Annotated in this window: 23 protein-coding genes; 12 read left to right on the top strand and 11 right to left on the bottom strand. The window is 40.7% G+C overall.

Going from position 1 to position 26,054, the window contains the following annotated elements; genetic code table 11:
- The first annotated feature begins 16 nt into the window (after positions 1 to 16).
- Complete coding sequence (locus AWM76_RS01385) at positions 17 to 1,408, top strand: HD domain-containing protein (RefSeq protein WP_003142290.1); 1,392 nt, start codon at positions 17 to 19, stop codon at positions 1,406 to 1,408.
- Between the two features lie 127 nt (positions 1,409 to 1,535).
- Positions 1,536 to 2,375, top strand: a complete 840-nt coding sequence (locus AWM76_RS01380) for an aldo/keto reductase (protein WP_003142291.1) — start codon at positions 1,536 to 1,538, stop codon at positions 2,373 to 2,375.
- Between the two features lie 248 nt (positions 2,376 to 2,623).
- Here the strand turns inward: AWM76_RS01380 and AWM76_RS01375 are convergent, their stop codons facing one another.
- Together AWM76_RS01375 and AWM76_RS01370 are read right to left on the bottom strand one after the other, a co-directional pair.
- Positions 2,624 to 3,865, bottom strand: coding sequence for an MFS transporter (locus AWM76_RS01375; RefSeq protein ID WP_039935370.1), 1,242 nt, complete (start codon positions 3,863 to 3,865; stop codon positions 2,624 to 2,626).
- Between the two features lie 210 nt (positions 3,866 to 4,075).
- Entirely contained in the window at positions 4,076 to 5,227 is a 1,152-nt protein-coding gene (locus AWM76_RS01370) for a pyridoxal phosphate-dependent aminotransferase (RefSeq protein WP_003142293.1), read from the bottom strand.
- A 279-nt stretch (positions 5,228 to 5,506) separates the two neighbouring features.
- On the opposite strand from AWM76_RS01370, the gene AWM76_RS01365 reads away from it, so the two are divergent.
- The 5 genes from AWM76_RS01365 (at position 5,507) to AWM76_RS01345 (ending at position 12,001) form a co-directional block, all read left to right on the top strand.
- Positions 5,507 to 6,592 (top strand): ABC-2 transporter permease, encoded by a 1,086-nt coding sequence (locus AWM76_RS01365; protein ID WP_003142295.1) that lies wholly within the window; start codon positions 5,507 to 5,509, stop codon positions 6,590 to 6,592.
- 74 nt (positions 6,593 to 6,666) lie between these two features.
- The gene (locus AWM76_RS01360; RefSeq protein ID WP_003142296.1) at positions 6,667 to 7,776 is read left to right on the top strand and encodes an NAD(P)/FAD-dependent oxidoreductase; all 1,110 of its coding nucleotides are present in this window, start codon (positions 6,667 to 6,669) and stop codon (positions 7,774 to 7,776) included.
- 457 nt (positions 7,777 to 8,233) lie between these two features.
- On the top strand, positions 8,234 to 9,604 hold the full coding sequence (locus tag AWM76_RS01355; protein WP_201024711.1) for a citrate synthase: 1,371 nt from the start codon (positions 8,234 to 8,236) through the stop codon (positions 9,602 to 9,604).
- Between the two features lie 61 nt (positions 9,605 to 9,665).
- On the top strand, positions 9,666 to 10,517 hold the full coding sequence (locus AWM76_RS01350; RefSeq protein WP_003142301.1) for a phosphosulfolactate synthase: 852 nt from the start codon (positions 9,666 to 9,668) through the stop codon (positions 10,515 to 10,517).
- A gap of 104 nt (positions 10,518 to 10,621) precedes the next feature.
- Complete coding sequence (locus AWM76_RS01345) at positions 10,622 to 12,001, top strand: MmgE/PrpD family protein (RefSeq protein ID WP_003142302.1); 1,380 nt, start codon at positions 10,622 to 10,624, stop codon at positions 11,999 to 12,001.
- Positions 12,002 to 12,211: 210 nt separating this feature from the next.
- Here the strand turns inward: AWM76_RS01345 and AWM76_RS10310 are convergent.
- From AWM76_RS10310 to AWM76_RS01305, 7 genes are all read right to left on the bottom strand, one after another.
- A protein-coding gene (locus tag AWM76_RS10310; protein WP_420869278.1) for an IS3 family transposase occupies positions 12,212 to 13,656 on the bottom strand; the annotation gives its coding sequence in 2 pieces (ribosomal slippage) (positions 12,212 to 13,111 and positions 13,114 to 13,656; 1,443 coding nt in all).
- A gap of 286 nt (positions 13,657 to 13,942) precedes the next feature.
- The gene (mscL, locus tag AWM76_RS01330; RefSeq protein WP_039935958.1) at positions 13,943 to 14,338 is read right to left on the bottom strand and encodes a large conductance mechanosensitive channel protein MscL; all 396 of its coding nucleotides are present in this window, start codon (positions 14,336 to 14,338) and stop codon (positions 13,943 to 13,945) included.
- Positions 14,339 to 14,472: 134 nt separating this feature from the next.
- Complete coding sequence (locus AWM76_RS01325; RefSeq protein ID WP_003143466.1) at positions 14,473 to 15,510, bottom strand: YdcF family protein; 1,038 nt, start codon at positions 15,508 to 15,510, stop codon at positions 14,473 to 14,475.
- A gap of 8 nt (positions 15,511 to 15,518) precedes the next feature.
- Positions 15,519 to 16,415: a 16S rRNA (cytidine(1402)-2'-O)-methyltransferase gene (rsmI, locus tag AWM76_RS01320; RefSeq protein ID WP_039935959.1), complete on the bottom strand. Its 897-nt coding sequence runs from the start codon at positions 16,413 to 16,415 to the stop codon at positions 15,519 to 15,521.
- Between the two features lie 4 nt (positions 16,416 to 16,419).
- A complete protein-coding gene (locus AWM76_RS01315) occupies positions 16,420 to 16,926 on the bottom strand; it encodes a GIY-YIG nuclease family protein (protein ID WP_003143468.1) in 507 nt (168 codons plus the stop codon).
- On the bottom strand, positions 16,916 to 17,674 hold the full coding sequence (locus AWM76_RS01310; protein ID WP_060779313.1) for a tRNA1(Val) (adenine(37)-N6)-methyltransferase: 759 nt from the start codon (positions 17,672 to 17,674) through the stop codon (positions 16,916 to 16,918). Before AWM76_RS01310 ends, AWM76_RS01315 begins: the two co-directional genes overlap by 11 nt.
- Positions 17,674 to 18,069: an initiation-control protein YabA gene (locus AWM76_RS01305; RefSeq protein ID WP_003143471.1), complete on the bottom strand. Its 396-nt coding sequence runs from the start codon at positions 18,067 to 18,069 to the stop codon at positions 17,674 to 17,676. The genes AWM76_RS01310 and AWM76_RS01305 overlap by 1 nt, the downstream gene beginning before the upstream one ends.
- Before the next feature lie 474 nt (positions 18,070 to 18,543).
- On the opposite strand from AWM76_RS01305, the gene AWM76_RS01300 reads away from it, so the two are divergent.
- From AWM76_RS01300 to AWM76_RS01280, 5 genes are all read left to right on the top strand, one after another.
- Positions 18,544 to 19,467: a GNAT family N-acetyltransferase gene (locus AWM76_RS01300; protein ID WP_003143473.1), complete on the top strand. Its 924-nt coding sequence runs from the start codon at positions 18,544 to 18,546 to the stop codon at positions 19,465 to 19,467.
- A gap of 487 nt (positions 19,468 to 19,954) precedes the next feature.
- Positions 19,955 to 20,956: a biotin--[acetyl-CoA-carboxylase] ligase gene (locus AWM76_RS01295; protein WP_003143474.1), complete on the top strand. Its 1,002-nt coding sequence runs from the start codon at positions 19,955 to 19,957 to the stop codon at positions 20,954 to 20,956.
- 116 nt (positions 20,957 to 21,072) lie between these two features.
- The gene (locus AWM76_RS01290; protein WP_039935960.1) at positions 21,073 to 21,588 is read left to right on the top strand and encodes a biotin transporter BioY; all 516 of its coding nucleotides are present in this window, start codon (positions 21,073 to 21,075) and stop codon (positions 21,586 to 21,588) included.
- A gap of 51 nt (positions 21,589 to 21,639) precedes the next feature.
- Positions 21,640 to 22,077, top strand: coding sequence for an FAD-binding protein (locus tag AWM76_RS11110; protein WP_003143477.1), 438 nt, complete (start codon positions 21,640 to 21,642; stop codon positions 22,075 to 22,077).
- Positions 22,078 to 22,295: 218 nt separating this feature from the next.
- Positions 22,296 to 23,636 carry an ISL3 family transposase gene (locus AWM76_RS01280; RefSeq protein ID WP_060779312.1) on the top strand — a complete coding sequence of 447 codons (1,341 nt, stop codon included), beginning with the start codon at positions 22,296 to 22,298 and terminating at the stop codon, positions 23,634 to 23,636.
- A gap of 529 nt (positions 23,637 to 24,165) precedes the next feature.
- Here the strand turns inward: AWM76_RS01280 and AWM76_RS01275 are convergent.
- Both AWM76_RS01275 and AWM76_RS01270 read right to left on the bottom strand, forming a co-directional pair.
- Complete coding sequence (locus tag AWM76_RS01275) at positions 24,166 to 24,741, bottom strand: DUF6568 family protein (protein ID WP_003141638.1); 576 nt, start codon at positions 24,739 to 24,741, stop codon at positions 24,166 to 24,168.
- 351 nt (positions 24,742 to 25,092) lie between these two features.
- On the bottom strand, positions 25,093 to 25,947 hold the full coding sequence (locus AWM76_RS01270; RefSeq protein ID WP_003141636.1) for a helix-turn-helix domain-containing protein: 855 nt from the start codon (positions 25,945 to 25,947) through the stop codon (positions 25,093 to 25,095).
- Positions 25,948 to 26,054: the final 107 nt, after the last annotated feature.

Raw genomic sequence — 26,054 nt, 5'->3', positions numbered from 1 at the left:
GACAAAGGAGACTGTTATGAGTATTGCAGAAGCGAGTAAACGCATACCCGAGAAGGTGTTTCGGGACCCCGTACACGATTACATCCACGTCCAACACCAGGTAATTATGGACCTGATCAATTCTAAAGAAATGCAACGCCTACGCCGAATTAAACAAATGGGGACGGCTTCTTATACCTTCCACGGTGCGGAACATTCACGGTTTAGCCATTCATTAGGTGTGTATGAAATTGCCCGGAAGATTTGTGATAAATTCGTCCGCAATTTTTCGATTGAAAACGGCGGGGTTTGGGATGATTCTGAGCGGTTAGTGGTTTTATGTGCAGCCCTCTTGCATGATATTGGGCACGGGCCTTTTTCCCATACTTTTGAGAACATCTTCAATACCGATCACGAAAAGATGACCCGAGAAATCATTTTGTCAGAAGCCACTGAGGTCAACCAAATTTTACGAGGGGTATCCGCTGATTTCCCAAGACAAGTGGCATCAGTCATTGATAAGACTTACCCAAATCCACAAGTTGTTCAGTTGATTTCTAGTCAAATTGACGCTGACCGGATGGATTATCTACTCCGTGACTCTTACTTCTCTGGGACCAATTACGGCAACTTTGATTTGAGTCGGATTCTGCGAGTCATGCATCCTTATGAAGACGGGATTCGTTTTGACTACAACGGGATGCATGCAGTGGAGGACTATATTACAAGTCGTTATCAAATGTACATGCAAGTTTACTTCCACCCTGTTTCAAGAGGGATGGAAATGCTACTCCACCATTTGTTAAAACGCGCTCAAGAATTGTTCCTGACAAAAAATGAATTTACCAGTCGTGATACCCACGCTTCATTCTTAGAACCATTTTTTACTCAGGACTGGACATTAGAAGACTACCTGCGCCTAGATGACGGGGTCTTACAAACTTATTTCCAACACTGGATTTTCTACGCAGAAGACCCAGTCTTGCGAGATTTAGCTGACCGATTTATCAACCGTAAACCATTTAAGTCAGTCACTTATAACGAGCTTGAAAACCAAGAAGATGTGAAAATATTGATCGACTTAGTGGGCAAATTGGGCTATGACATTCAATACTATGTTGCCATGAACTCGCGCTTTGATTTACCGTATGATTTCTACCGACCAAATGCGGAGAAACCACGTACGCAAATTGAATTAGTTGAGAAAAATGGCCACATGGTCGAATTGTCAAAAGCTTCGAGTTTAATCGCAGCCTTTACTGGTCAACAGCGCGGTGATGAGCGCCTATTCTTACCGAATGAGTTATTCTATGGGAAAAACCGTGACAACATTACCTTGTTTGAACCTATCTTGACGCAAATCCACGCCATGACCAAAACAGGTACAATTACCCCACTGGATGAAAATTCAACAGATACCTTTATCTAGTTTGCTAACAAACATCTTATTATCCCTAAAATTCAATCCTATACTTTAAAATATAATTATACGAGAAAGCTTACATTTTAACTTTGTAAGCTTTTTAAATTATAATGAAGGTAACGGAGGTGGGAATATGGAAAATATTCGCTTATATAATGGTGTTGATATGCCCCAGTTAGGTTTTGGTGTCTTTCAAATCAAGGATTATTCGGAATGTGAACGTTCAGTTATTGATGCTTTGGCATCCGGCTATCGGTCGATTGATACGGCCCAATTCTATCAAAATGAGGAAGCGGTCGGTTCAGGTCTAGCCCAGTCAGATGTGCCACGTGAGGATATTTTTTTAACCACGAAAATCTGGCCAAGTGATTATGGTGAAGAAAAAACACACGATGCAGTCTTAGGATCTCTAAACCGTTTAGGGACTGATTACCTAGACTTAGTCTTATTACATCAGCCATTCGGTGATTATTTCGGTGCTTGGCGTGCCTTAGAGAAACTTTACCGTCAAGGGGTTATTCGAGCGATTGGTATTTCTAACTTCTACCCAGGTCGTTACCAAGATTTCGTGCATTTTGTGGATGTTAAACCTATGGTCAACCAAGTAGAAGCACACGTCTTCTACCAACAAGAAGCCTTACAAAAAGTGATGGAACCATACGGTACAGTCCTTGAAGCTTGGGGACCACTTGCACAAGGTAATCATGATTTCTTTAACCACTCTGATATCAAGGCCATTGGTGATAAATACGGTAAGTCAAATAGCCAAGTTGGCCTAAGATTCTTACTGCAATTAGGTTATGTAGTAATTCCAAAAACTACCCATAAAGAACGCATGGATGAAAACTTTGATGTCTTTGATTTTGAATTATCAGATGAAGATATGGCCAAACTGAAAGGCTTAGATACTGGACAACCAAACCAAGCACCACATTGGGATCCAGAAAGAGTCAAATATATTTTAAGTAGGTAGTCTTAAGCATATTTACTTTAATAAGGGCAGATTAAAATGAGTTCATATATCTATATAGCAAGTGATTCACAGTTATTAGGTGGTTCAGTTGGAAATCAAGGACCCAATGTTTTGAACACTACACTATACGCTTCATTAAGATCCTTAAAATCCTTTTTCTTGGGAAGAAAATTCGACCAGAGCAAGGTGATAGGCATATAAGTCATGAACATAAAAAGACAGGTTTATTCCTGTCTTTTTATTTTGGCCTATTTAATTTTAACTATTGGTTTCCCTGCTTCGAGCAAGGCTTTATTCCGTAAAAAGCCAAATGATAGAATGACCAAGGCAAATCCTGCGAATAACAGGATATAGGAAATAGGCATAAAGTCGGCTAATGGGCCAAACAAGGCCATTCCTAAAGGCATCATGGCGGTGTTAATCATAGACATAACGCCAAACACCCGACCTAGATAGGCTTCTTCCACGTGGTCTTGGATCAATACCATAGACGGTGTATTGAATAAAGGGACAGCAATCCCCGTAATGACCATCAGGACGACATACAACCAGAAGTTGCTGGTCGAACCTAATCCCAAGGTGCAGGCCGCCAAGATGAAGGAACCCAAGGCCATGGTCTTGATTCGGTTGGGAAATCCTTGCCACCAAGAAATTAAGCCGCCACCTAAGACGAACCCGACTGAGAAAGCAATTTCAATAGCTGACAACCGCCACACTTCGTCCCCGTATGTCCTTGTCACAACTAAGGTCGGTAACATTGAGGCTGGCGCGATTAGTAACATGAAGATTCCGAAGAAGATGAATAGGTTTCTTAGAAAGTCATGGTTTTTGACGTAACGGACACCCATCATAAAATCAGCAGTATAGGACGCAGACTGGTTTCTACTTGCCTTATCATGGGTCCGAACTTTTAAGAAGAGCATGGTGACAATCGCTAATCCCGCTGTAACCACATCAACTAGGAAGATATAAGCCAGTGGCCAAGCTGCTAGTAAACCCGCTGATATCAAGGGCGACCCGAAGTTTAGAATCCCTTGAATAGAGGAGTTGAGACCATTAATCCGAGTTAATTCTGATTTAGGGACGATTTGGGGCAAAATGGCACCCACTGCCGGTGTTTGGACGGCTGCCCCAAAGGCACGAATGGTCGCCACAATCAGTAACATCCAAATCTCTTGGTAACCTTGCATATACAACAAGGCTAAAATCAGCGTAGCCACCGCAATTCCACCATCAGCCCACATGATTAATTGCTTACGATTAAACCGGTCAGCCCAAACCCCTGTTACTGGTGACAGTAAAAAGGTTGGTAAAAAGGCGCAGATGATATACAAGGTCATCATGATACCGGACCCGGTTTCAATCGTAATATGCCACATAATGGCATACTGGACGATGGATGAGCCGAATAGGGAAATGCCCTGACTAGTTAGGAATAATGCGACATCCCTTACCCAGTTTCTATTTGTTTGTTCATTGATTTCATTCATGGAAATCTCCCCCATATTTCAAACTTTCTTCGTCTTCCATCTTACTCGACCAAGCTTCCCCTGTCGATATTTAAGCCGTTCAAAAAGGCATACACAAGTAATTTATAGGCAAAAGCTAATGACATCGAAACCCACTTTGACAAAACAAAAAAATCGAGACCCGCGGCCCCGACTTTATTTATTCTATTTATTTTTCTTCTATTTATTTTTCTATAATGCTTCCATAAAGGCCGCCATCCGGTCCATGGCTACGGCGATATCCTCGTAGGCTGCAGCATAAGAGAAACGGAAGTAACCTTGGCCGCCTGGCCCAAAGGCTGAGCCAGGAATGACACCGACCTTAGCTTTTTCTGCTAGATCTAGGGCAAAGGCTTGGTCATCGTCACCGTATTTGGCTGGAATGCGGGGGAATACATAAAATGCGCCAGCCGGATGCGGGATATCAAATCCCATAGCAGTCATCCGGTCCACAATCATCTTCCGGCGCTGGTTGTATTCACCCTTCATGTCGTCAATGGCTTGGTCGCCGTCGTTATAAGCAGCTACCCCAGCCCACTGGTCAGGTGTTGATACGCAGGTTACCATAGTTTGGAAAATTTTGAACAACTCTTCGTAGAGGTCAGCTGGAATATGCAAGAAACCTAGTCTAAAGCCGGTCATGGCATAAGATTTAGACGCACCTGCCAATAAAATTGTCCGCTCAGGCAATTCTTCCACCATTGAATAGTGGTCGCCGTCATAAACCAAGTCTCCGTATATTTCATCCGATAAGATATAAACATCCGGATACTTCCGCAAGACCTCCGCCAATCTCTTGACCTGGTCCTTTGAATAAGTGGTTCCAGTTGGATTATTTGGATAGTTCAGCATCAACAACTTCACTCCAGGATGGGCTTGCAACTGGCGGTCCAAAGCTTCAGGCGTTAAGACAAAGTTATCCGCAGACGTATCCACAAAAATTGACTCCCCACCAGATAAAATAGAAGAATAGTCATATAGTGGGAAATACGGCGAAGGAATCAATACCTTATCACCAGGATTCAATAGGGCCATCATGGTAATCATAAAACCTTGACTAGCCCCCACCGTCACCATAATTTGTTGCCAGTTTAGGTCTAGTTGATGACGACGTTGGTAGAAATTAGCAATCGCCTGACGCAACTCCTGCAAACCATCCGAAGCCGCATAATGGGTGAAATTCTTATCCAAAGCCTCTTTCATCGCATCCTTAATAAATTCAGGCACATCAAAATTTGGCTCCCCAATCGTAAAATTCAATAAGCCTGGAATCGTCGACACCTGCGCATCAAAAGCCCGAATCTCAGACGGCGTAATCTGCTTTAATCGCTCATTAATCGTCATACCACAAAAATCCTCTCATTAACCGGCCAGTCCCCCAACCGCATATTTCCTATATTGTAGCACTTATCCCTTAAAATCGTGATGCCTTTTCTAAACCTTTTTGTAAAAGGGCAGTTCCTAACCTTTAAAAATTACAAAAGTTTTAAAGGCTACCGCTATTGGTCTGACTTTTGGTAGTATATAATGAAAAGGAAGTGGCATTATAAGGAATGCCAGCAAAAATGCTTTAACCCTTTTTCTAAATAAATATATCAAGTGTAATAATGAGGAGTGTATACGATGGCACAACGGAGATATAATACGGATGCAAGTGTCAACCAAATGCAAGCTTTGCGAGCGGAGACGCATGAGAAAGCCAGCGCCTTATCGGCGGATATGCGGTCCTTCTTCCAGGATTGTGAGGGGTACTTTCTAACGAGCGGTCCGGCGCAACCTGCGATTTATCAGGAGTTATCAAAATTAGTGGACCGGTTGCAAGTGGCGGAATTGCGACAAATTTCAGCGGAGGAAGTGCTGGGGATGTCAGGGGAAGATTATTGTAAGTTGACCCTACGTCGCTTGAATATTGAACGTTATGATTTTGATTTAGCTAAGTATAGACCAGCTGTTCTATCATTTTTTATCTTAACTTTAACCATTTATGCGACTTATATGTTTATTGCTGGTTACGCATGGTGGGGGGACTTTGCTTCTGCTATCCAGATGCCAGTTGCGGTATCGATTTTAGGATTGCCTCTACAGGTTTTCGTGATTTTCACCGCCATTTTCTTCTGGGTGACTTTCAGCCGCAATACCGCCTTTGGCCGCAAGTGGTACCAAGGCTTTAATGTCTTATATTTATTGGCCGGCATCTTTTCGGCCACACTGGTTTTCATCCTCCCCTACATTATCCGTTCATACCGGGTAGCGCAGATTAACCTGCCAGTCTGGTTGGTATGGGCCATTGCCATTATCGCTGTCGCATACTACTTCTTAGTTTCTTACTTTAATGTCGGTGACAAAGTAGACTTGTGGATTTCAAACCGAGCGGCTCAGTCAACTTTAAGTGATGACGACACTTATTCCCCAACTTTAGGCGCCTATTTAACAGGCCAGCCGGGGGATGACGACAAGGATTTAACCCCCGTTCGGGAATTAGACCAAACACCTGATAGTAATCATGAGGAAAAACCGGCAGTCTCCGATGAACCTATGCGTCTAAATAACTTGTGGAATACCGTTATGTTGAAACGTCCGATTATTAACCGGAAGACTTACCGGGAAATGCAGGACCGTCAAGAACGCGATGGTTACACTGATAAGGCAGATAAAGACGATAATAAAAATAGCGAATCAGGCAAAACCAGTCAGCACCGTAAAAAATAAGGGCTAGCAAAAGCTGAAATACGCTGATTTTGGTACTGATACATTGTACTGATATATAGTAAGGAGCTAACTAAGTGAAGATAGCAGTAATAGGTGGCGGGATCCTTGGATCGACCGCTGCCTTTTATTTAACCAAAGACCATGATGTAACCCTATATGACGATGGACCTGGGCAAGCTACTAGAGCGGCGGCCGGCATTATCTGCCCCTGGTTCTCTAAACGCCGCAATAAACCCTGGTACCGACTAGCCAATGGTGGGGCCCATTTTTACCGAGACTTATTGAAAGATTTGGCAGACGCCGGGATAGTGACCCAGGCTTATCAACAAAAAACAACTTGGTTGTTGAAGAAAAAGCCCAAACTGATCGATGATTTGATGACGATTGCTGAAAAACGTCAGGCAGAGGCCCCTTTAATCCAAGAAATTAACAGGTTATCCCCAACTTATCAACAGGCTCGATTTCCCCAGTTTCACTATGATAATGACCTGATTGAAACGGACGGCGGTGCGGTAGTAGACGGTCAAGCTTTATGTCAGGATCTAATTGCCGCAGCAAAGGGGGAAAATCTCAAGGTTGTGGATGGTCGGGCTGATTTAGCTTTCTTAGATGATGGTAAAGTTATGGTGAAAAATGACCAAGAAGTCTATGATACCGTGGTTTTAGCGACTGGTGCTTGGCTGGGTCAGGTCCTTGACCCACTGGGCTATCAAGTAGATGTCCGCCCTCAAAAAGGCCAACTGGCAGTGATAGAAACCGACTGGGATACCCAAGTATTACCCCTGATTATGCCTGAAGGTGAAGGTGATTTTATCCCCCATTTAGACGGGAAAATCTTTGTGGGTGCTAGTCATGAAGACGAGCGAGGATTTGATTTATCCACAGACCCAAGTCAATTATCGGATATCTTTTCCACAATCTATCAGTTGGTCCCTGAATTGGCTACCTATCCAGTCACTGACTATAAAATCGGCAGCCGGGCTTACACCTCTGACTATGCGCCCTTCTATGGACCATTACCTGACCGACCAGATGTTTATGTGGCATCCGGCTTGGGTTCATCCGGTTTAACAACCGGCCCTTTGATCGCTAGAGAGATTAGTCGCTTAATCAACAATGAGGAAACCTTGCTTGATCCTAGCGACTATGCCGTTGAAAATTATATCCAGAAGCGTGTGCAATAGTAGGAAAGTCTTTCTAATCATTTCAAATAACCAATGCAATACACAGTCCTTGCTGTCTCAAATGAATCAGCAAGGGCTTTTTTGGTGTTCATTTATATTTATTTGCACACTTAATTTGCATAACTTTTAAATTATTTTTCCACCTCTTCCAGTTCTGTGTCTTTTCTTACAAATCTCACATGGTTTGCGGAGAAAATCTCACATTGATGAGAAAATCATGTGAGGTATTTTTCTGTCATGTTACTTTTTTGAAAATATTTTTAAATTATTTTACACGGCGCAAACCCTTGTGAAATAAGAAAAAGATGAGATTTACTCTCATCGCATTCTTAAAATAGTGGTTGACATTCAAATCTAAAGTGACTAGGATACAGGTATCAAAACTGACTTGTAGCGTTTTCTACAAGATTCTTGTTTTGCATGTTTTATTAAAATTAAAGAAAGGGTGCGGTATATCTTGTCTATCGATTTTGATAACAGAGCGTTTGGACGTCAATTTGTTGATGTAGTAAAAGCTAACACGACCATCTCTCCTGATTATTATTCTACCTATGACTTGAAACACGGTCTACGGAATGACGATGGTACAGGGGTATTAGTTGGGGTGTCAGGGATTGCTTCAGTTTCAGGTTATAAAATGCTAGATAATAAAATAATGCCGACAGAAGGGGAACTCCGTTATCGGGGAATTCGATTGACAGACTTAGTAGAGAATTATTTTAAAGAAGATAAGTTCGGCTATGAAGAAACCATCTACCTCTTGCTCTCTGGCAGTTTACCAACTAAAGGAGAAATGGCTGCTTTTGATGAATTACTGGAGGAGAATCGAAAACTCCCCGATAGCTTCATTGAAAATTTCATTATTAATTCACCATCCGAAAACGTAATGAATAATATGCAGCGGGTATTGTTGGCACTTTATTCCTTTGATGATAAAGCGGAAGATCGTGATTTTGAAAATCAAATCTCCCAAGTCATTTCCATCATTGCGAAGATGCCACTCATACTTGCCTATTCCTACATAGGTAAGAAGTATTACTACGATGATGCGTCACTTATCTTACATCACCTGGAACCGAATATGTCAACAGCTGAAACAATCCTTCATCTTATTCGTCCAGATGCGACATTTACAGATGAGGAAGCCAAGTTATTAGACCTATGTTTGATTATCCATGCGGAACACGGTGGCGGGAACAATTCAACCTTCGCTACTCACGTAGTGTCTTCAACAGGAACGGATACTTATTCAACCATTTCAACAGCCTTAAGTTCGCTTAAAGGGTCAAAACACGGTGGCGCCAATTCGATGGTAGAAGCCATGGTGCAAGATTTAAAAGCCACAACGGCTGATTGGACGGATAAGGACCAAGTTGAAAAATACTTACGTGACATCTTAAATAAGCAAGCCTTTGACCAGTCAGGTCTCATCTACGGTATGGGGCATGCAGTATATACAAAGTCAGACCCACGAGCTGTTTTGCTGAAAGATAAGGCGAAAGAAATGGCCATTGAAAAAGGCTATTGCGATGACTTCAACCTCCTAAGTAACATCGAAGCCATCACCAAAGACCTCATCAACGAAAAGCGTCCTGGCAGTGAAATTTGTGCCAACGTCGATTTATACGCGGGCCTTGTTTATAGAATGCTTGGACTGAGTCCAGACCTCTATACCCCAATCTTTGCCGTCGCACGAACTGCCGGTTGGTGCGCCCATCGCTTGGAACAAATTCAAGACCCGAAAATTATCCGCCCAGCTTATGTCAATATTTCCGAAAACAAGGCCTACCTTGCCATGGAAGATAGGAAAGTAAACACAGTCAACTAGCTATCAAGTAACGATCAAATAATAACAGACACTCTGGTTTACGAAAGGGAAAGTGATTACTATGGGAAACAACACTGATTTAAACAACAAAGAAGCCTTTGCTAAAATTAAACATAACAACCGTCAAGCAAAACCACGTACACGCGGAATTACAGAAATCCGTGGACCATACTATACGGTTATGGGTGAACGCTACTTACGCGATGTGTTAGAAACAATGGGTGAACATGTAGATATCTTGAAATTTGCTGGTGGTTCTTTCACCTTAATGCCTGAAGAAGAATTGATTAAAATTTTAGACTTGGCGCATGAATATGGTGTCAAAGTATCTACAGGTGGATTCATGGAATATGTTTTGACACAAGGAATTGAAGCAGTAGACTACTACATTAGCGAATGTAAACGTGTTGGTTTTGACATCATTGAAATCTCTACAGGATTCATTACTATGCCAACTGATGACATTGTCCGTTTAGTAGAACGCGTGCAAGATGCCGGTCTATTAGCCAAACCAGAAATCGGTGTGCAATTTGGTTCAGGTGGTACCAACACAATCGAACAAAATGAAGCAGCCGGTCTACTTGATCCCGCTCAAGCGATTGAAGTAGGTAAACGTTGTTTAGAAGCTGGGGCTTACATGTTGATGATCGAGTCTGAAGGAATCACTGAAAGTGTGGCTAGCTGGAGAACAGAAATCGCTACCCGTTTCGCTTCAGAATTAGGTACTGAAAAAGTCATGTTTGAAGCAGCTGATCCGGATGTATTCTCTTGGTACATTAAAAACTACGGTCCAGACGTGAACTTGTTCGTTGACCATAGTCAAATCGTACAATTAGAAGGTATTCGTCGCGGTATCTGGGGTAACAACGAATTATTCGGCCGTGTAATTACCTTAAACGACGGTAAAAACTAAGTAGTCATATAAACGTCAACTATAAGGGGTGTGCGTTTTTGACCATACCCTTCTTATATATCTATATAGAAAATATACTGAATAACATATCGGAGGTCGAATAGATGTCAAATGATAAACAAACATTGGTTCAACAACTTGCAAGCTGGGTAGAAAGCCGTAGCTATGATGACTTATCAGATGAAGCCATTAAAGTATTAAAATTACGTCTCTTAGATAGTATCGGAGTCGGGATCGGCGCCTTAGAAGGCCAACCCGTGAAAGATATCCGCAAGATGACAGAAGATTTAGGTGGCGCCCCACTAGTAACCTTACTTGGTGGCGGTAAATCCAGTCCTGACTACGCAACCTTTTATAACGGGGCGGCTATCCGTTATTTAGACTACAACGATTCATACCTAGCGAAAAACGAAACCTGCCACCCATCTGACAATATTGCCCCAGTATTAGCCGCCACTGAATACGCTGGTGGTAGTGGGAAAGACTTCTTACTTGGCTTAGGCATCGCCTACCAAGTCCAAACCCGCTTATCTGACGTTGCCCCTGTACGAGACCATGGTTTTGACCATACCGTACAAGGGAGTTACGGTGCCGCTGCAGGTGCGGCCGCTGCCTTGAAATTAGACGCTGATAAGACCGCAAATGCGATTGCCATTGCAGGTACAGGCTACAATTCATTGCGGGTGACTAGAACCGGTGCCCTATCTCACTGGAAAGGGTTGGCTTATCCAAACACGGCCATGGGTGCTATGCATGCGACTTTACTCGCTAGCTACGGCATTACTGGACCTAAAGAAGTATTTGAAGGAAACAAAGGATTCATGGATTCGATTGCTGGTAAATTTGATATCGACTGGTCGAAAGAAGATTTAAACCGGGTAACCAAAACCATCACCAAACGCTACAATGCTGAAATTCATTCCCAATCTTCTATTGAAGGTTTGTTGGAATTGAAAGACGCAGAAAATATTGCCGCTGATGACATTAAGGAAATTCGCTTGTACACCTTTGATGTGGCCTTCAATATTATCGGTGGTGGCGAGGAAGGTGGCAAAAAGAACATCCAATTCAAAGAGGAAGCAGACCATTCACTACCTTACATGCTCGCTGTCGCCTACTTAGACGGACAAGTTATGCCTGACCAATACGAACCAGCCCGCATTACTAGTTCAGACGTTCAAGACCTCTTACAAAAAGTCCATGTTGAACCAGTTCAAGCATACAGCGACCGTTTCCCAGCAGAAATGGCTTGCCGTATTGAACTAGAAACCAAAGACGGCCAAGTATTTGAAATTGAGAAAAATGACTACCACGGCTTCAACACCCACCCTGCCGATTGGGACGTCTTAATGGAAAAATACAAGGGTCTTACAAGTAAAATCGATGCTGACCTAGCAGATAAGATTGCTGCTACCATCAAAGATATCGAAAACGTTGATATCTGCGTCTTAACTGACTTACTAGGACAAGTGAAAGTCAAATAAGTACATTATGCCAACTAAAAAAAGCCTAGCTGAGTATTATAGTGGACCCAAAAAGTTAGACTAAATTTTATGAGAGTTGACCGATTGGTCAGCTCTTTTTAATACATGCAATTTGGCTTAATTCCTGTTGTCGACAATACTTCTCATAAATTTCAATCTGTCAAGAGTAGTAGCGGAGCGACTCTTGATAGATTGAAACTTTATGTGAAACTATGAAAAGACAATGGAATTAGTATATTGGCTGCGATACTGGACGGGGCTTAGCCATCCTAGTTTCTCTTTAATTCGTTCTTTATTATAATAGTTAATATAGTTGGTAATTGATTCAGCCAATTCTTCAAAACTATGATAAGTTTGACCATAATACATTTCTTGTTTGAGTATACTAAAGAAATTTTCCATTGGTGAATTGTCATAACAATTCCCTTTTCTAGACATACTTTGGAAGATATCATTATCTTTTAAAGTTTTTGAATACCGTTTCATTTGATAAGCCCAGCCTTGGTCTGAATGAAAAGTTCTTCTGAATATGCAATCATTTGTACGTTCTATAGCTACCTTCAAAGCTTCCATCATACTTTCACCGTTAGGCCGTTTTGTTATTTGAAAACTGATGATTTCGCTATTGAATAAATCCATATAAGGATCTAAATAAAGTCTGCCTGTCTGAGTATTGCCTAACTGGTCCGTATAATAGTATTTGAATTCAGTTGTATCAGTCGTAATTTTTTGATGTGGAACTGATGTGTTAAAACGTCGTTTTAAACGATTTGATGCTACTTTCCCTACAGTTCCCTTATAAGACTTATACTTTCTGCTTTTGTGTGAGAAGGCAGTTACAAGAATGCCTAATTCACGCATTAAGCGTAATACTTTCTTCCGATTTATATGATAACCTAATTTTTTTAACTCGGGAGTCAGTCTTTTATACCCATAATCCTTATTTTTCTCTCTTAGTTCTAGTAAAGCATCTTTGTAAACTTTATCCTTGTCTGGTCGTTTAGATTGCTTCCTAATATAGTGATAAGTTGCCTTTGGAAAGCCAGTTACTCTCAAAATATCAACTAATTTGAATTTATTAATAGTATGGAGATTGTAGATTGCTTGAGCTATTTGTTTCTTTGTTGCTGTTTCTCTGCTTCCTGCAATCTCCCTAATTCCTTTAAAAATTCATTCTCGATTCTCAAATCACGATTTTCATTTTCAAGTTGTCTCAGACGCTCAACGTCTACATCTTCTCTAGTTATATTCTTTGGATCCTGAAATACTTTCTTATCAGCTTTCTTCCGTTTACCCATTTTCGGTGGCCTACCTCTCTGTTCTGATAAGCCATCGACACCTTTCTTGAGGATAGTAGTGCGCCAATTACAAATTAGACTAGGGTTATTCATCCCTAATGAATTGGCTACTTCTCGATAACTCATCTCTGTTGTTTCATATAATTTTACAGCACTAAGCTTAAAATCAACAGAGTAATGAGTTTGATTCTTACTACGTTTCAGTCCTTCGATTCCAAATTGTTGATAGCTATTAACCCATCTTCTTACAATAGAATCTTGTATATTATATTTCTTTGCTACCGCTAGGTAGCCACCATAGTTCCCCAGATAATGTTTTACAATTTCCAATTTAAATTCTAGTGAATATTTTGCCATAAAAATAAACCCCCAAAAGTTAGATTTTTGGTCTAACTTTTGGGGGCCTCTACATATACTTACATACTCAGCTAGGCCTTTTACTTTATTCAAAATAGATGAAGGTAGATTAAAGGACGGCGCCTAAAATCGGGCTCACACCTTATAGTCGAGCTCGAGGATCTCGCATCCTAAAATCGGACTCGCTTTGGCAGTCAGGTGTTCACTTCAGGAATATTTGCAGCAAGTAAACTTGCTACGGCATATTCCTTCCAGTGCTACCTGCCTAAACGCCAAAGCTCACACCTTAATTATTATTTTGTTCTTTTAATAAGTCACGGATTTCTGTTAATAGTAATTCTTGGCTATCAACAAGTGCTACCTCGTCGTCTTCTTCAACACCATCTTTTTCGAATTGGCTCTTCAATGATGCTACAGCTTTCATGACGAAGAATAATACCAATGCGATAATTAAGAATGTGATCACTGCTTGGATGAAGTTACCTATAGTTAATACAGCTGAACCTAACTGAACTGTGATAGATGTAAAATCTGTTGACCCCAAAAATAATCCAACAAATGGCATAATAATATCATTTACTAATGAGTTCACGATAGTAGTAAAAGCAGTCGCCATTACAACCCCGATTGCCATATCTAAAACGTTACCTTTAGCGATAAAATCGCGGAATTCTTTTAACATTTTTGTTTCCTCCCCTAAATAAAATATGATTAATAATACATAACTTATTAAACCATATCTCTTATTTTTTGTAAAAAAATAGCCTAAAACCATACAAAAAAGTACAATTCCAAGCTAAATGTTTCAATATTGTATTAAAAATGTACGAAATTAATGACCCCCAAACCAATCATCAAGCAAGAAACCGCCAGATGTAGCTTTCGGTGCATGAAAATAATGGCCACAAACTCCCGCACCCAATTTAAAATCCGCTCCATCATCGTCGCCTGAGCACCCACACCAGACATCTGGTACAAGCCCTCCATATTCGCGTACAACTGACTGCGGTATAAATGGTAAGACGACGTCACAAAGACCGCTTTCGTCGTTTTCAACTGCTTCACATTCGCTTGCATAATCCCTTTTGCATAAATAAAATTCTCATGGGTATTATGCGCCTGGTCCTCAAGCAAAATCATCTCAGGCGGCACCCCGTGGTCCACCAAATAATCGGCCATAATCCGCGCCTCGCTCACCTGCGACTCCGCCCCAGTCGACGTGCCGCTCACGATTATCCGTGGCACCGATTGAAATTGGAACTGTTGCCGTTCAATGTAATCCACCGCCATATCCAACCGACTCTCCAGAACACCCGAAGGTTCCCCGTTCTTAGACAACCGCTCCCCCAAAATCACCACAAAATCCTGTTGGCTCTCATCCTCCAACAAGGTCAATCGCAAGGTTACCACCAAATAATTGACGAAAGCGAGCACGAAATAGGCCATCGCAAACTGGAAGACCCTTACCACTTCCTGGTGAAAAAGGGTCGAGTAGAAGAAGCTGGCAACATATTGGAAGACAGTCCCGCCAATCAATACAGCAGCCAGTAGTAAACCTACCGTCAACTGCAATTTTGACTTTTCAATCCGATAGACTTTCAAAGCATAGGAAATCATCCCGATCCCAAAAATCATGGTAAATAAAGGCGCTAATAACCGGACATACCTGTCCAACCAATAAAAGACATGTTGGAAGAAGGGATGGTTGTTAAAAGTCGGATCATTTAAAATCGCGAAAAACAAAATAATAAAACCCGCTAAAAACAGGAAATTATCCACCAAATTCCTTGGTGCAATCACTAAAATGACGATGCCAACAAGAAAACATGTCAGCGCTATGAGATATGGAATCATAAAGCCTCCTAGATTTCGTGGTAAGCAGCGTACACGTCCCGCTTATTCACGCCCGTTTGCTTGGCCACTTGTTTAATGGCATCCTTTGTCGACAAGTCTTTTTGCCCCATCCACCAGTCCACCTGGTCTTTCAAGGACATCTCCTCTAAAGCATCCTGCAACATCGTTGCTTCAGTCACTGGCGCATCGTTACCCGCAATATAGAAGCAAATCTCACCTTTAATCGGTCCATTTTGGTCAAAATGCACAGCCAAATCATCCAGGCTGCCTCGGTTAAACTCTTCAAACTTCTTAGTTAACTCCCGTACCACTACCGCAGACCGGTCAGGACCGAAGGCATCTCGGCAATCCTCAAGAGTTTGCACCAAGCGGTAAGGCGATTCATAAAACATCATCGTGTAGGGAAAATTCACCAGGTCATCCAAGAAAGCCTTTTTCTCAGACTTCTTACGCGGCAAAAATCCAATAAAGGCAAACTGATTCGTATCCAAACCTGACGCCACAAGCCCCGTTAAGGCCGCATTAGCACCCGGAAGCGGCACAACCCGAATACCTTCTGCAATGGCTGCTTGCGCCAACTCAAATCCCGGATCAGAAATTGCTGGCATACCAGCATCCGACACCTGCGCCAAATTCTGCCCGTCCTTCAGCATAGCTAAAATTTGTGGAATCCGCGCCTGACTATTGTGTTGGTGGTAAGACATCTGGCCTGTCGTCACTTCGAAATGATTCAACAATTTCTGCGTATTTCGCGTATCCTCCGCTAGAATTATCTCCACAGACTTCAACGTATTGACCGCACGAAAGGTCATATCCTCCAAATTCCCAATCGGCGTTGGCACCAAATACAAGGTCCCAAACCCTTCATTCTCCTGCTTTGTAAATGAATGTTGTACCTGAACCATGCCCTCACTCCTCATCTTTAACTGTTTTTTCTTTGTCCGGCAAAAAGGGTAAACCACTCTCCACGCTGTCAGCCACCCGGTCCACCCACGCACTCGGTGGCCAAACCCGCTTGACCCCCTTATCACTAAGGAAGGCCTCCTTTTGACGCCGGGTCAACTGTTTAAACCGATACTCCGCTGACATGGCCCGCGACTTGGAGGTAAAAGGCTTGCTGTAAACCATATGAACTGGCCGACGCCCAGCTGCCTGAGTATACTTAGCCCCCTTACCTTGGTTATGCACCATTTCCCGACGATCAGGATCAGTCGTATAACCCGTATACAAGGTATTATCTGAACAGGCTAGCACATAAAAGTAATGTAATTTCATTGCCTTCTCAACCTCAGCAGGCGCCTTGTCTACGCCCTTTCCCAGACCATCTTCTGAATCGTTCTTGTGGGCATTTTGAGGTGTTTTATTTATTTTACCGATTGCATCTTTTTTATGCGATTCTTCTGACTTATTCGCCATAAATCAACTGTCTCATTTCTGGTGTATACTCATCCGTCAAAGTTTGCGTGTAGAAAGGAGGCAAGACCCGCAAGCCCTTATCATGGCCATCTTTCATGAATTCTAGCAAAATGGTTTTCGCTTCTTTACCTGGTTTCGGATAGATAAATTGCAGCCGTTTCAAAGTCAAATGGTATTGGTTACCTAAAACAATCAACTCACTCAACCGCTCAGGTCTATGGACAATATATAATTTACCACGGTTACGTAGGACAAACTGAGCCTGCTGGAAAATATCTTTCGCTGTCATCGCCACTTCATGGCGGGCCAAGGTTTTAGCATCCAATAAATTGACCTTAGATTCATCGTATTTCTTGAAATAAGGCGGATTACAAGTCACCACATCTACAGAATCCTTTTTAAAATGGTCACGAACCGATTTTAAATCCATCTGGTGAACCGTAATTTTATCCGCCAAGTCATTATGTGCCATCGACCGCTTGGCCATGTCTGCTACTTGAGGTTGAATTTCAATCCCATGAATCTGGGTTTTATCACTCGTTTTAGCCGACAGTAATAAAGGAATCACCCCATTACCCGAACAAAAATCAATGACCTGTTTCACCCGACTCGAAGACACCTGGGCAAAATGCGCCAATAAAACTGCGTCTACCGAGAAGGAGAAGGTCAGGTCACTTTGAATAATTTCAAGATTTTGTGGAATTAAGGCATCCAACCGTTCGCCTGCTTGTAATAAGGGTGTATCCATTAGCCTTGATTCCCCTCACCAGCACGCTCACCATACAAAATATCTAAACAGAACATGCACTGCTCGTCATTTCCACGGCGTTGGCCGTAGGAAATATTACAAATATGGAAGCCATCTTCGTAGATATTCATTAGATTTTGACGGGCTTTTGACATCACCTGCGGCGTATCCTCATCAACAGGTTCATCCGTTTCCGCTGTATTTTGCGACAAACTATCGTTTAATTCAGTTAATTCTTGCACCCGTTCACGCAAGTAAAAATTCTCCATCTTCAAGTTATGGGAAGAAATTAATAACTTATCCCACTCCTCGTTGATGGCATCAATTTTTTCAATCATTCCTTGCAAATCTTTCTTCAATGCAGTGATTTCTTCTGCTACATGATGTTCATCCACGTTCCCACACCTACTTTCTACTAGTCATCCAATACTTACCCAGCTTACAAAAACTTGTCTACTGGACCATTCCGGTTAAAACGCAATATCTGCGCCTTTTCACTCTCCATGATACCACATGATGTGGCTAACCTAAATGGAAACTTCAATTTCAACTAGCGTCAATTATAGCACACCTGTTCGGTTTTTGAATGAAAGAATGTCATGATCCACATTATTTAGCAGCATAATTTTATGCTGTCTTTTTACTTTATCTATTAATTCAAGGATACGACCGCCACTTTACCCATCAAAAAATTCTAGGTATGGGTGGGTGCTAGTAAAATTACCGCCCCTTAGCAACTACCATAATTATTTGAATATGGCACCTTGAAAATCGTCGATATCATCCTTTTCCTAAAAGAATCCATTCAGCTATGCTAAAATAAGAGCAATTAATAGACAAAAATTTCCCTAACGAACGGAGCCTTAACCATGCAAGAATTTACTTTTGATCATATGTTTACCCTGGCGGATACCTACGATGAAACGGAATTGTATTATTTTATCGGTAACCGCAAGGTCCCAAGTATGTACAGCAATAATAAAATTGTATTAGATTTCGTCCCAACCGCTGAAGAACTAGATATTCTAGAAGATAATTTTCTAGATTACGCTTATGACCTAAACTTGTCCTACTACAGCTTTGTTTTACCAATGAACCAACCCCTAGCACCAGATTTGTTCGCTTCAATCGGTGAAGTCGGCTATGAAATTTCCCTAACCAAATTAATGGTGTTAGACCCCGCTGATTTCAAAGGTTCAACCAAAGCCCAAGACACTTACGGTGACCGTCTAGTATTGAAAGAAGTCGATGCATCCATTGAACAAGACTACTTCGACTTTAACCAAGTTTTCGACAAGGCTATCGACGATTCAAGCGAGTTTGCCCAACAGAAATTAAATTACTATCCTTGGTTTTTAGCGGAAGATAACACCACTGCCGTAGCTGTCTATATCGATGACAAATTGGTTGCCATTGCGGACGTTATCCGCCTAGCCCATGCCTATGAAATTGATAACTTCCAAGTCTTAGAAGAATACCAACGGCATGGTATTGGATCACTCATTCAAGCTTGGGTGTGCAATAAAGCCCTATCTGATGGCAAAATGGTTGCCTTAGCCGCAGATGCTGACGATACACCATATGACATGTATTTAAAACAAGGCTACCAAGACTTAGGCATGCAAATCGGCCTAAGCCGTAAAATTGAAGAACCTATCATCGAAGACATCCAAACTTACCAAGCAGACCCAGTCGCTTATATGTTAGAAAACGCAGGCCTAGACGACTTTGACGAACTCGATGACTATGATGATTTTGATGATTTTGACGAATTTGAAGAGCTAGATGATTAATTAAAATAATTACGAAAGTAACCGAGGCGGATAACGTCTCCTTTTTTGATGACAGTAAACCTTTAAAAGCATTAGCTTCTCTTACTCCCCACTAAACCATTTTTGAAAATTACCTTACTTTACGCGAGTTAAGATTGCTCAACTTACATGTCTAAAATTTGTCTTTTTATCTTGTAGATGTCCTTGTTGATTATCTTGAAATAGTGACCATCCTTTTTTATCTCGGATTGTTTAATTGAAAAAGCCAAGGAATTCGCTTCCCTAGCATCCCTTCACAGTAAACCTGGATGCCCTAATGCATTTCAATCCATTACGAACTTCGGGCTGATCGCGGTCCTACTGCATCAAAGGCAATGATAGGCAAAAACGGCAATCGTAGGCTTCTATTTCTAAGTGTATTTCGTCACCTATATATAAAATTCAGTTGACAAGGTATTTTTATCTTGATAATGTAATATTTGTATTTTAGAAAGAAAGGACGGATTTCATGACAGTTAAAGCGAAACTACTTGCTTATTTTTTAGATCATCCAGGTCATTTTCACACTGGCCCTGAATTGGCAGACCACTTCCAAGTTAGTCGTAATGCCATTTGGAAGGCTGTGAAGCAATTAGAAACGGATGGATATGAAATTATCCGTCACCCTAAAAATGGTTATGCCTTAGAAAACCTAAACCAGGCAATTGATCCGGGACAAATTACTCATGGCCTACAACATATATGGCCAGAGTTAAAGGTCTACTACCAAGATTCTACTACGTCAACCAATGATCTTGGTCGTAAGCATGCAGCGGACTATCCAGACCAACCTGCTATTTTTATTTCCAGTGAGCAGACTGCTGGTCGTGGTCGACGTGGCCGTACCTTTTATTCTTCACTTAGCCAAGGGCTTTATTTTTCAATCGTTATGACCCCACCACCGGGTGTGAATAATGACCTTGTGGCGTCCTTGACTATCGCTTCTGCATCAGCCTATGCGGAAACCTTGTCTAGCTATTTACCCGATGATGTCATGATTAAGTGGGTAAACGACTTATTCTACCATGGGAAAAAGGTTGCTGGTATTCTAACTGAGGCGACTTTTGATATGGAAGCTCAAACGATTTCTCATCTGGTGCTTGGGATTGGCTCCAATTTGGCAGGTGATTTCGCTAAGGAGAATGCGGAAAATCAATCTGTTGCAGGTACAATATTTGGCCCCCAATTGCCTAGTCTCTTTAACCCAAATGACTTGATTACCAACTTCATTACTAAGTTCAAGGGCTACTATGATGACTTGGCGAGCTTGGTTTTTTTGGATTATTACCGTGACCACCTATTGGGAAAAGACCAATGGGTAACCTATACGGAAAACCACGAAACTTATCGCGGAAAAATCCTTGGTGTGACAGATCTTGGTCACCTTTCAATCGAAACGTCAGAGGGCAAGAGACGAACCCTTGTATCTGGTGAAGTGTCTTTCTCTAGCCAGCAATTTGCTGACTTATAAGAGCAAAATTTTATCTATAGTAACAAGTGGATGTGCGACATCATGTCGTATGTCCAAATTTAAAAGGGACGGTCAACCTCTAATAAAATTAGGTTGACTAAAAAAGGAGAAAAATGATGACAAAATCAACTACTTACTACTGGGTACTCGCTGCACTAATGAGCGTGATTACCTTAATTGCTTCTTATGTTGTCGTGCCATTCGGGGCGATTCCATTCACTTTACAAACCATGGCAGTTGTCTTAACTGGTTTGTTGATTCCAAGAAAATATGCGGCTGTTGCCATGTTTTTAAATGCTATTCTCTTATTTATTTTTAAAGGTGCTTTTATTTACTCCCCTTCATTCGGTTTCATTATTGGTTTCATCGTGGCGATGGTCTTTGCTAGTCAAAACCCAGGGGCTGAAAACGGCTGGAAAATCTTAACTGTTCGTGCGATTGGTATGAACTTGATTATCTTCCTATGTGGTTTAACTTATATGTATTTGGCTTTAAACTACTTGTTGGATTCACCAATTTCTTGGATGGATACGTTGATGTCAGGTATGATTATTTTCTTACCAACAGACATCATCAAAAATGTGGTAGCTATTTCTTTGGCTTTAGTATTGAAGAAACGCTTAACCCTATAGAAATGTGTTCTTTAATAGCCAATATATTTCGTTATCTATTTCACAAATAAGATGAAATTTATTACCGTTGCCGGTAGTGCTGCTGACAAATCATACAACCGTACTTTGCTTGAATTTATGCAAAAGTATTTTGCTCATAAAGTTGAGATTGAAATTCTAGACCTTCGTGAAGTACCCATCTTTGTGGAAACTGAAGATCAGGATGACTTACCTATTATTCAAACCTTTAATGAAAAAATGACCGCTGCTGACGGCGTGATTCTAGCAACACCGCGGAAACCGGCCGTTCAACACACAATGGGAGGGTTGAAAATCGACACAGAAACACGCGTTATCAACACTGACTGTCAACTGATTCTAGGACTATTTGCTGCTGGTGAAGTTGCTGGTGGAATCCACGCTGGCAACCGTCTAGGGGGCAATGCGTTAGCTGACATCTTTACATTCGGACGGATTGCCCCCATTACTGCCTTAGCCGAAATTGGCTAATGACAAGTTGTGAAAATCAATCAAAAGAGAAAAAGCACGTTACTTCAAAGAGTAGCGTGCTTTTTACTTAGGGTTTACCTATCAAAAATGGTTCTATAATAAATAGTGTTGGTGAGAATTCATATTGAATCTCATTGACACTATTTTTGTGTACGCAAAAAGGACATGATATCCTTAATGCGTGTAAACCACTACGAATACAGAAAGAAGGAAAAATCATGTCCCATACATCTATTATAAAACAACTTTGCGGTATTTACGACTATAATATTGATATTACAATACCAAAATCTATGCATCTGTTGCCACTTGAAAAGTATTATGAAATAAATCATTTCGTTTTACATGGGGTTCTTACGTACAAGCCTAAGGCTTGTATGCACTGTGGTGTAAAGAATACTGGTAATCAAGATATCATCAAACATGGCTTTAAACCAGCTATCATTCGATTACCGAACACAGCTACTAATCCTGTTTTACTTAAATTACAGAAGCAACGCTTTTATTGTAAACATTGTGCACAAACTTTTATCGCTGAAACACCATTAGTTGAAAAATTTTGCTGTATTTCTAAAACCATTAAAAGTCAAATTAGCTCCGAATTGGTTGAAACGCAATCTATGCGGTTAATCGCTAAACGTTATCATGTCTCTTCTCCAACAGTGGCCAGAACTTTAATGAAAGCAAGTATGGGACTATCACCTAAGGGAAATTATCTCCCGAATCACCTCGGTGTAGATGAGTTTAAATCGACTAGTCGTGTAGCCAATGCGATGAGTGCTGTCCTTGTGGACACGCATAATAGAAGGCTAATTGATATTGTCGTTGATAGAAAACAAGCGTCGCTCATCGATTACTTTTCTTCTTTTACCTGGACCGCTCGAAGCAGCGTGAAGACAGTTTCGATTGATTTATATACACCTTATCTAGAGGTCATTCGCACATGTTTCCCTAATGCGAAGATTGTCATTGATCGATTCCATATAGTAAAGCTGTTGAATGAAACAATCAATTCTATTCGTATTAAAGTGATGAATGCTATCAAAACAAGCCGTCCATCGGACTACAATAAACTCAAAAAACAATGGAAATTGTTGTTAAAGAACGCTGAAGATTTAAATTTCACGGATACACATTATGTTCGTCAATTTGGTGAAGCAATATCAGAACAACGTATTGTTGATTATCTTTTGAGTATCTCACACGAACTTTTAGTTACTTATACCCTGATGAATGAACTAAAATATGCCATTTCAACTCATGATATCAATATTTTCAATGAAATCCTACATGGGACTAAGAACCAAACTTTTCCAAGTCGTACGAGAAGAACTATCAGAACATTGGCCAAATTCTTGCCTTATATACATAACGCCTTAAAATATACTGTATCAAATGGTCCTACCGAAGGTATTAATAATAAAATTAAATTAATTAAACGAACAGGTTTTGGATATTCGAACTTCCATCATTTACGTGCAAGAATTTTAGTCCAATTCAAATTAAATTACAAACCATCCAATCCTAAACCTTTTACATTTGAGGGGATGGCAAGCTAACCCAGGGATAGTGGTATATTTTTGAATAAAGAGGACTGAAAGTGTACGTCCTTAGCCGTGAACAAGCATGAAATCGAGACTAAGGCTCGATTTCAAAGCTGAGAGACCTTGGCTCTCGCTGGTGCCACGGCTTTTAAGGAACGTACACTGAAGGACAAAACACCATTTGTTAGAAATGTTATCTCATTGGTCACTTCCCTTGTCTAAAGGCAAGAAAAAAGCCAAACACATCACAGCGTGCATGGCATTTAACTTTATTGATTTCTTAATTATTATTAAAAACTAAAAAACGTATTCGTGTGCTTTGAAATTATTTACCAACACTATTTGTAAAAGAACCTCAAAAATCTTTTTATTATAAGCCTCAATATACATTTGGAAAATAACTGATACATCGATTTTTATGTTAAACGGATAGGCGCCCTTAATAATAACGGCTTACACAATCAGTAAAATAACACATAGAACACTTGCCATGATTCAGTTCTTATCCAAAAAACACGCCTTAAATGGTCTTAGTAATGGAAAATTAACTGTCTCCATTATCCATGTTCTCGTCTGGTGCTGTTGCGACATGTTCATCCTGATAAGGCGTATTGATAAAGTCTTGGATCTCTTTAACGCTAATATTCTCGCTATCGATATCTTCGATTTTACTATGGTAAATCTGCCCTTCAAAGAAATGAAAGGCAGGTACAGTATCAATACCATAATCCTCAGTAAATGTTGCAGTTGCTTGATCGCTAGCACTGGTTAAATCTAAGTAATAAATGACGCCTTCAATATCAGCTGAAGATGGGGTCTCAAAGATGGAGGAGGCTTCGTCAAGTTTAGTGGCAAAAGTCGTTGCATCTGCCGAATCCTCTGCACCTATAAATAGGTAAAAACCATCGCCATTATTGATTTTGCTTGTAATCTCTCCTGCAGTAATCCTAGTAAAGTTTTGTATCGTACTCTGATATAATGCTTGTGCTTCCTCTGAACTGGCTTCTTGTTCCACACTTGAGGAGGTTGGCGAATCACTGATTACTTTTTCCTCATCCGTTTGATTAGAACAAGCAAACAAAAGCACACTTAAACTAGATAGTAATAAAATCTTCTTCATAATAATGCCTCCCAAATCTAACGCATAACAGTACGAATATTTTATGCACAAATTATATATTTAAAGTTATTTTTATATCACTACACATGAACCCTACTCATTCTATTTTCTGAAAGATTATATAGTCCGTGGCTGTGCCTCCCACAGCGAAAAGAAGGACGCCAGCCCATTCACTACTAATAGAAAAAAGACCTGCAACAATAGTCGTTACAGATCGTCCATACGCTTATTTCGCATAGAACTACTTTTATTGCCCATCAGTCCATCAAATGGTAATTATGTAAACTCTTATTGTTAACCTACATTATACCGGATTTTTGGTGGTATTCTGAAAATTGTTATATATAACAATTATGCGTAGTTTTTAACATAAGTATCTAGTTCATCTTGATGCATTTTTGCGAATGGTTCATCGAATAGTTCAAAAACTTGAATCGCCTTTTGACATTTACTTACCCCGTCATCAAATTGACCTTCAACAATCGCCACAATCCCTTTTAAGAATAAGAGGCGGTTTTTAAAGTAATAGGCATTTGTGCTCAACTGTGGTTGAATTGCTGCCATAATATCATTCACTTCGTCAGTCTCCTCCGACCGTAAACGATCGAAACAGACATTGATTAGGATGCTCAGTATGTGCACCTTCAAGGGATTACCTTCTTGTATTGTAGGCAATTTCGCAATCATGTCCGCTACCAATACGTCTTGCAATGACTTCGTCAATCCTCGAAGGGAATTCCCTAGCAAAATCACCTCGTAGCTCGTCCAAACGGAACATTTCAAAATGTATTCACTGATTAAATGCTTGTCAGCTTCAGGAATTTCCACCTCAGTTAAATCATTCAATAAGAGCTTTGTCATAATAGCATTGTATTTAAATAAAATTTGGTTGGTTTCACCATATAAGTTTTCTTGGGTTTGTGCGATTGCGCTCAAGGCGTCAATATCACCTTTTTTATAAGCTCTATCAATTTCTTCGATGTAGAATGTATAAGGATTATTGAATTCCTCAATGGCCGTCATAAATTCAGCAAAGGAGATGCCCAGATTATGGACTAGATTGACCAAGTGATGAATGGTAATACTTGTTTCACCACGTTCGAACTTTGAGAGTTGGGAGTAGGACACTTCCCCAGTGGTTGTGACATCCATAAGGGTCAAACCACGCTCTCTTCTTAGATCTCTGTAACTTATTCCAATATTCATTCTGTTGCTCCTTTTGTTATATATGACAAAAAATGAATTTTCCCCTATAATTCTGTTATATTTTAACAAAAAGGAGACGAAAGCATGAAACAAAAAATCTTATCTCT

The organism is Aerococcus viridans (assembly GCF_001543285.1).
In the GTDB taxonomy this organism is placed as follows: domain Bacteria; phylum Bacillota; class Bacilli; order Lactobacillales; family Aerococcaceae; genus Aerococcus; species Aerococcus viridans.
This window is presented reverse-complemented; position numbering and strand designations above follow the sequence as displayed.

Bases quoted from the DNA above. Each gene is read 5' to 3' on its own strand.
- AWM76_RS01375 (WP_039935370.1), bottom strand. From the start codon at position 3,865: ATGAATGAAATCAATGAACAAACAAATAGAAACTGGGTAAGGGATGTC.
- AWM76_RS01290 (WP_039935960.1), top strand. From the start codon at position 21,073: ATGACAAAATCAACTACTTACTACTGGGTACTCGCTGCACTAATGAGC.
- AWM76_RS11110 (WP_003143477.1), top strand. From the start codon at position 21,640: ATGAAATTTATTACCGTTGCCGGTAGTGCTGCTGACAAATCATACAAC.
- AWM76_RS01275 (WP_003141638.1), bottom strand. From the start codon at position 24,741: ATGAAGAAGATTTTATTACTATCTAGTTTAAGTGTGCTTTTGTTTGCT.
- AWM76_RS01325 (WP_003143466.1), bottom strand. From the start codon at position 15,510: ATGATTCCATATCTCATAGCGCTGACATGTTTTCTTGTTGGCATCGTC.
- AWM76_RS01280 (WP_060779312.1), top strand. From the start codon at position 22,296: ATGTCCCATACATCTATTATAAAACAACTTTGCGGTATTTACGACTAT.
- AWM76_RS01345 (WP_003142302.1), top strand. From the start codon at position 10,622: ATGTCAAATGATAAACAAACATTGGTTCAACAACTTGCAAGCTGGGTA.
- AWM76_RS01315 (WP_003143468.1), bottom strand. From the start codon at position 16,926: ATGGCGAATAAGTCAGAAGAATCGCATAAAAAAGATGCAATCGGTAAA.
- rsmI (WP_039935959.1), bottom strand. From the start codon at position 16,415: ATGGTTCAGGTACAACATTCATTTACAAAGCAGGAGAATGAAGGGTTT.
- AWM76_RS01300 (WP_003143473.1), top strand. From the start codon at position 18,544: ATGCAAGAATTTACTTTTGATCATATGTTTACCCTGGCGGATACCTAC.
- AWM76_RS01380 (WP_003142291.1), top strand. From the start codon at position 1,536: ATGGAAAATATTCGCTTATATAATGGTGTTGATATGCCCCAGTTAGGT.
- AWM76_RS01310 (WP_060779313.1), bottom strand. From the start codon at position 17,674: ATGGATACACCCTTATTACAAGCAGGCGAACGGTTGGATGCCTTAATT.
- AWM76_RS01385 (WP_003142290.1), top strand. From the start codon at position 17: ATGAGTATTGCAGAAGCGAGTAAACGCATACCCGAGAAGGTGTTTCGG.
- AWM76_RS01365 (WP_003142295.1), top strand. From the start codon at position 5,507: ATGGCACAACGGAGATATAATACGGATGCAAGTGTCAACCAAATGCAA.
- AWM76_RS01270 (WP_003141636.1), bottom strand. From the start codon at position 25,947: ATGAATATTGGAATAAGTTACAGAGATCTAAGAAGAGAGCGTGGTTTG.
- AWM76_RS01350 (WP_003142301.1), top strand. From the start codon at position 9,666: ATGGGAAACAACACTGATTTAAACAACAAAGAAGCCTTTGCTAAAATT.
- mscL (WP_039935958.1), bottom strand. From the start codon at position 14,338: ATGTTAAAAGAATTCCGCGATTTTATCGCTAAAGGTAACGTTTTAGAT.
- AWM76_RS01295 (WP_003143474.1), top strand. From the start codon at position 19,955: ATGACAGTTAAAGCGAAACTACTTGCTTATTTTTTAGATCATCCAGGT.
- AWM76_RS01370 (WP_003142293.1), bottom strand. From the start codon at position 5,227: ATGACGATTAATGAGCGATTAAAGCAGATTACGCCGTCTGAGATTCGG.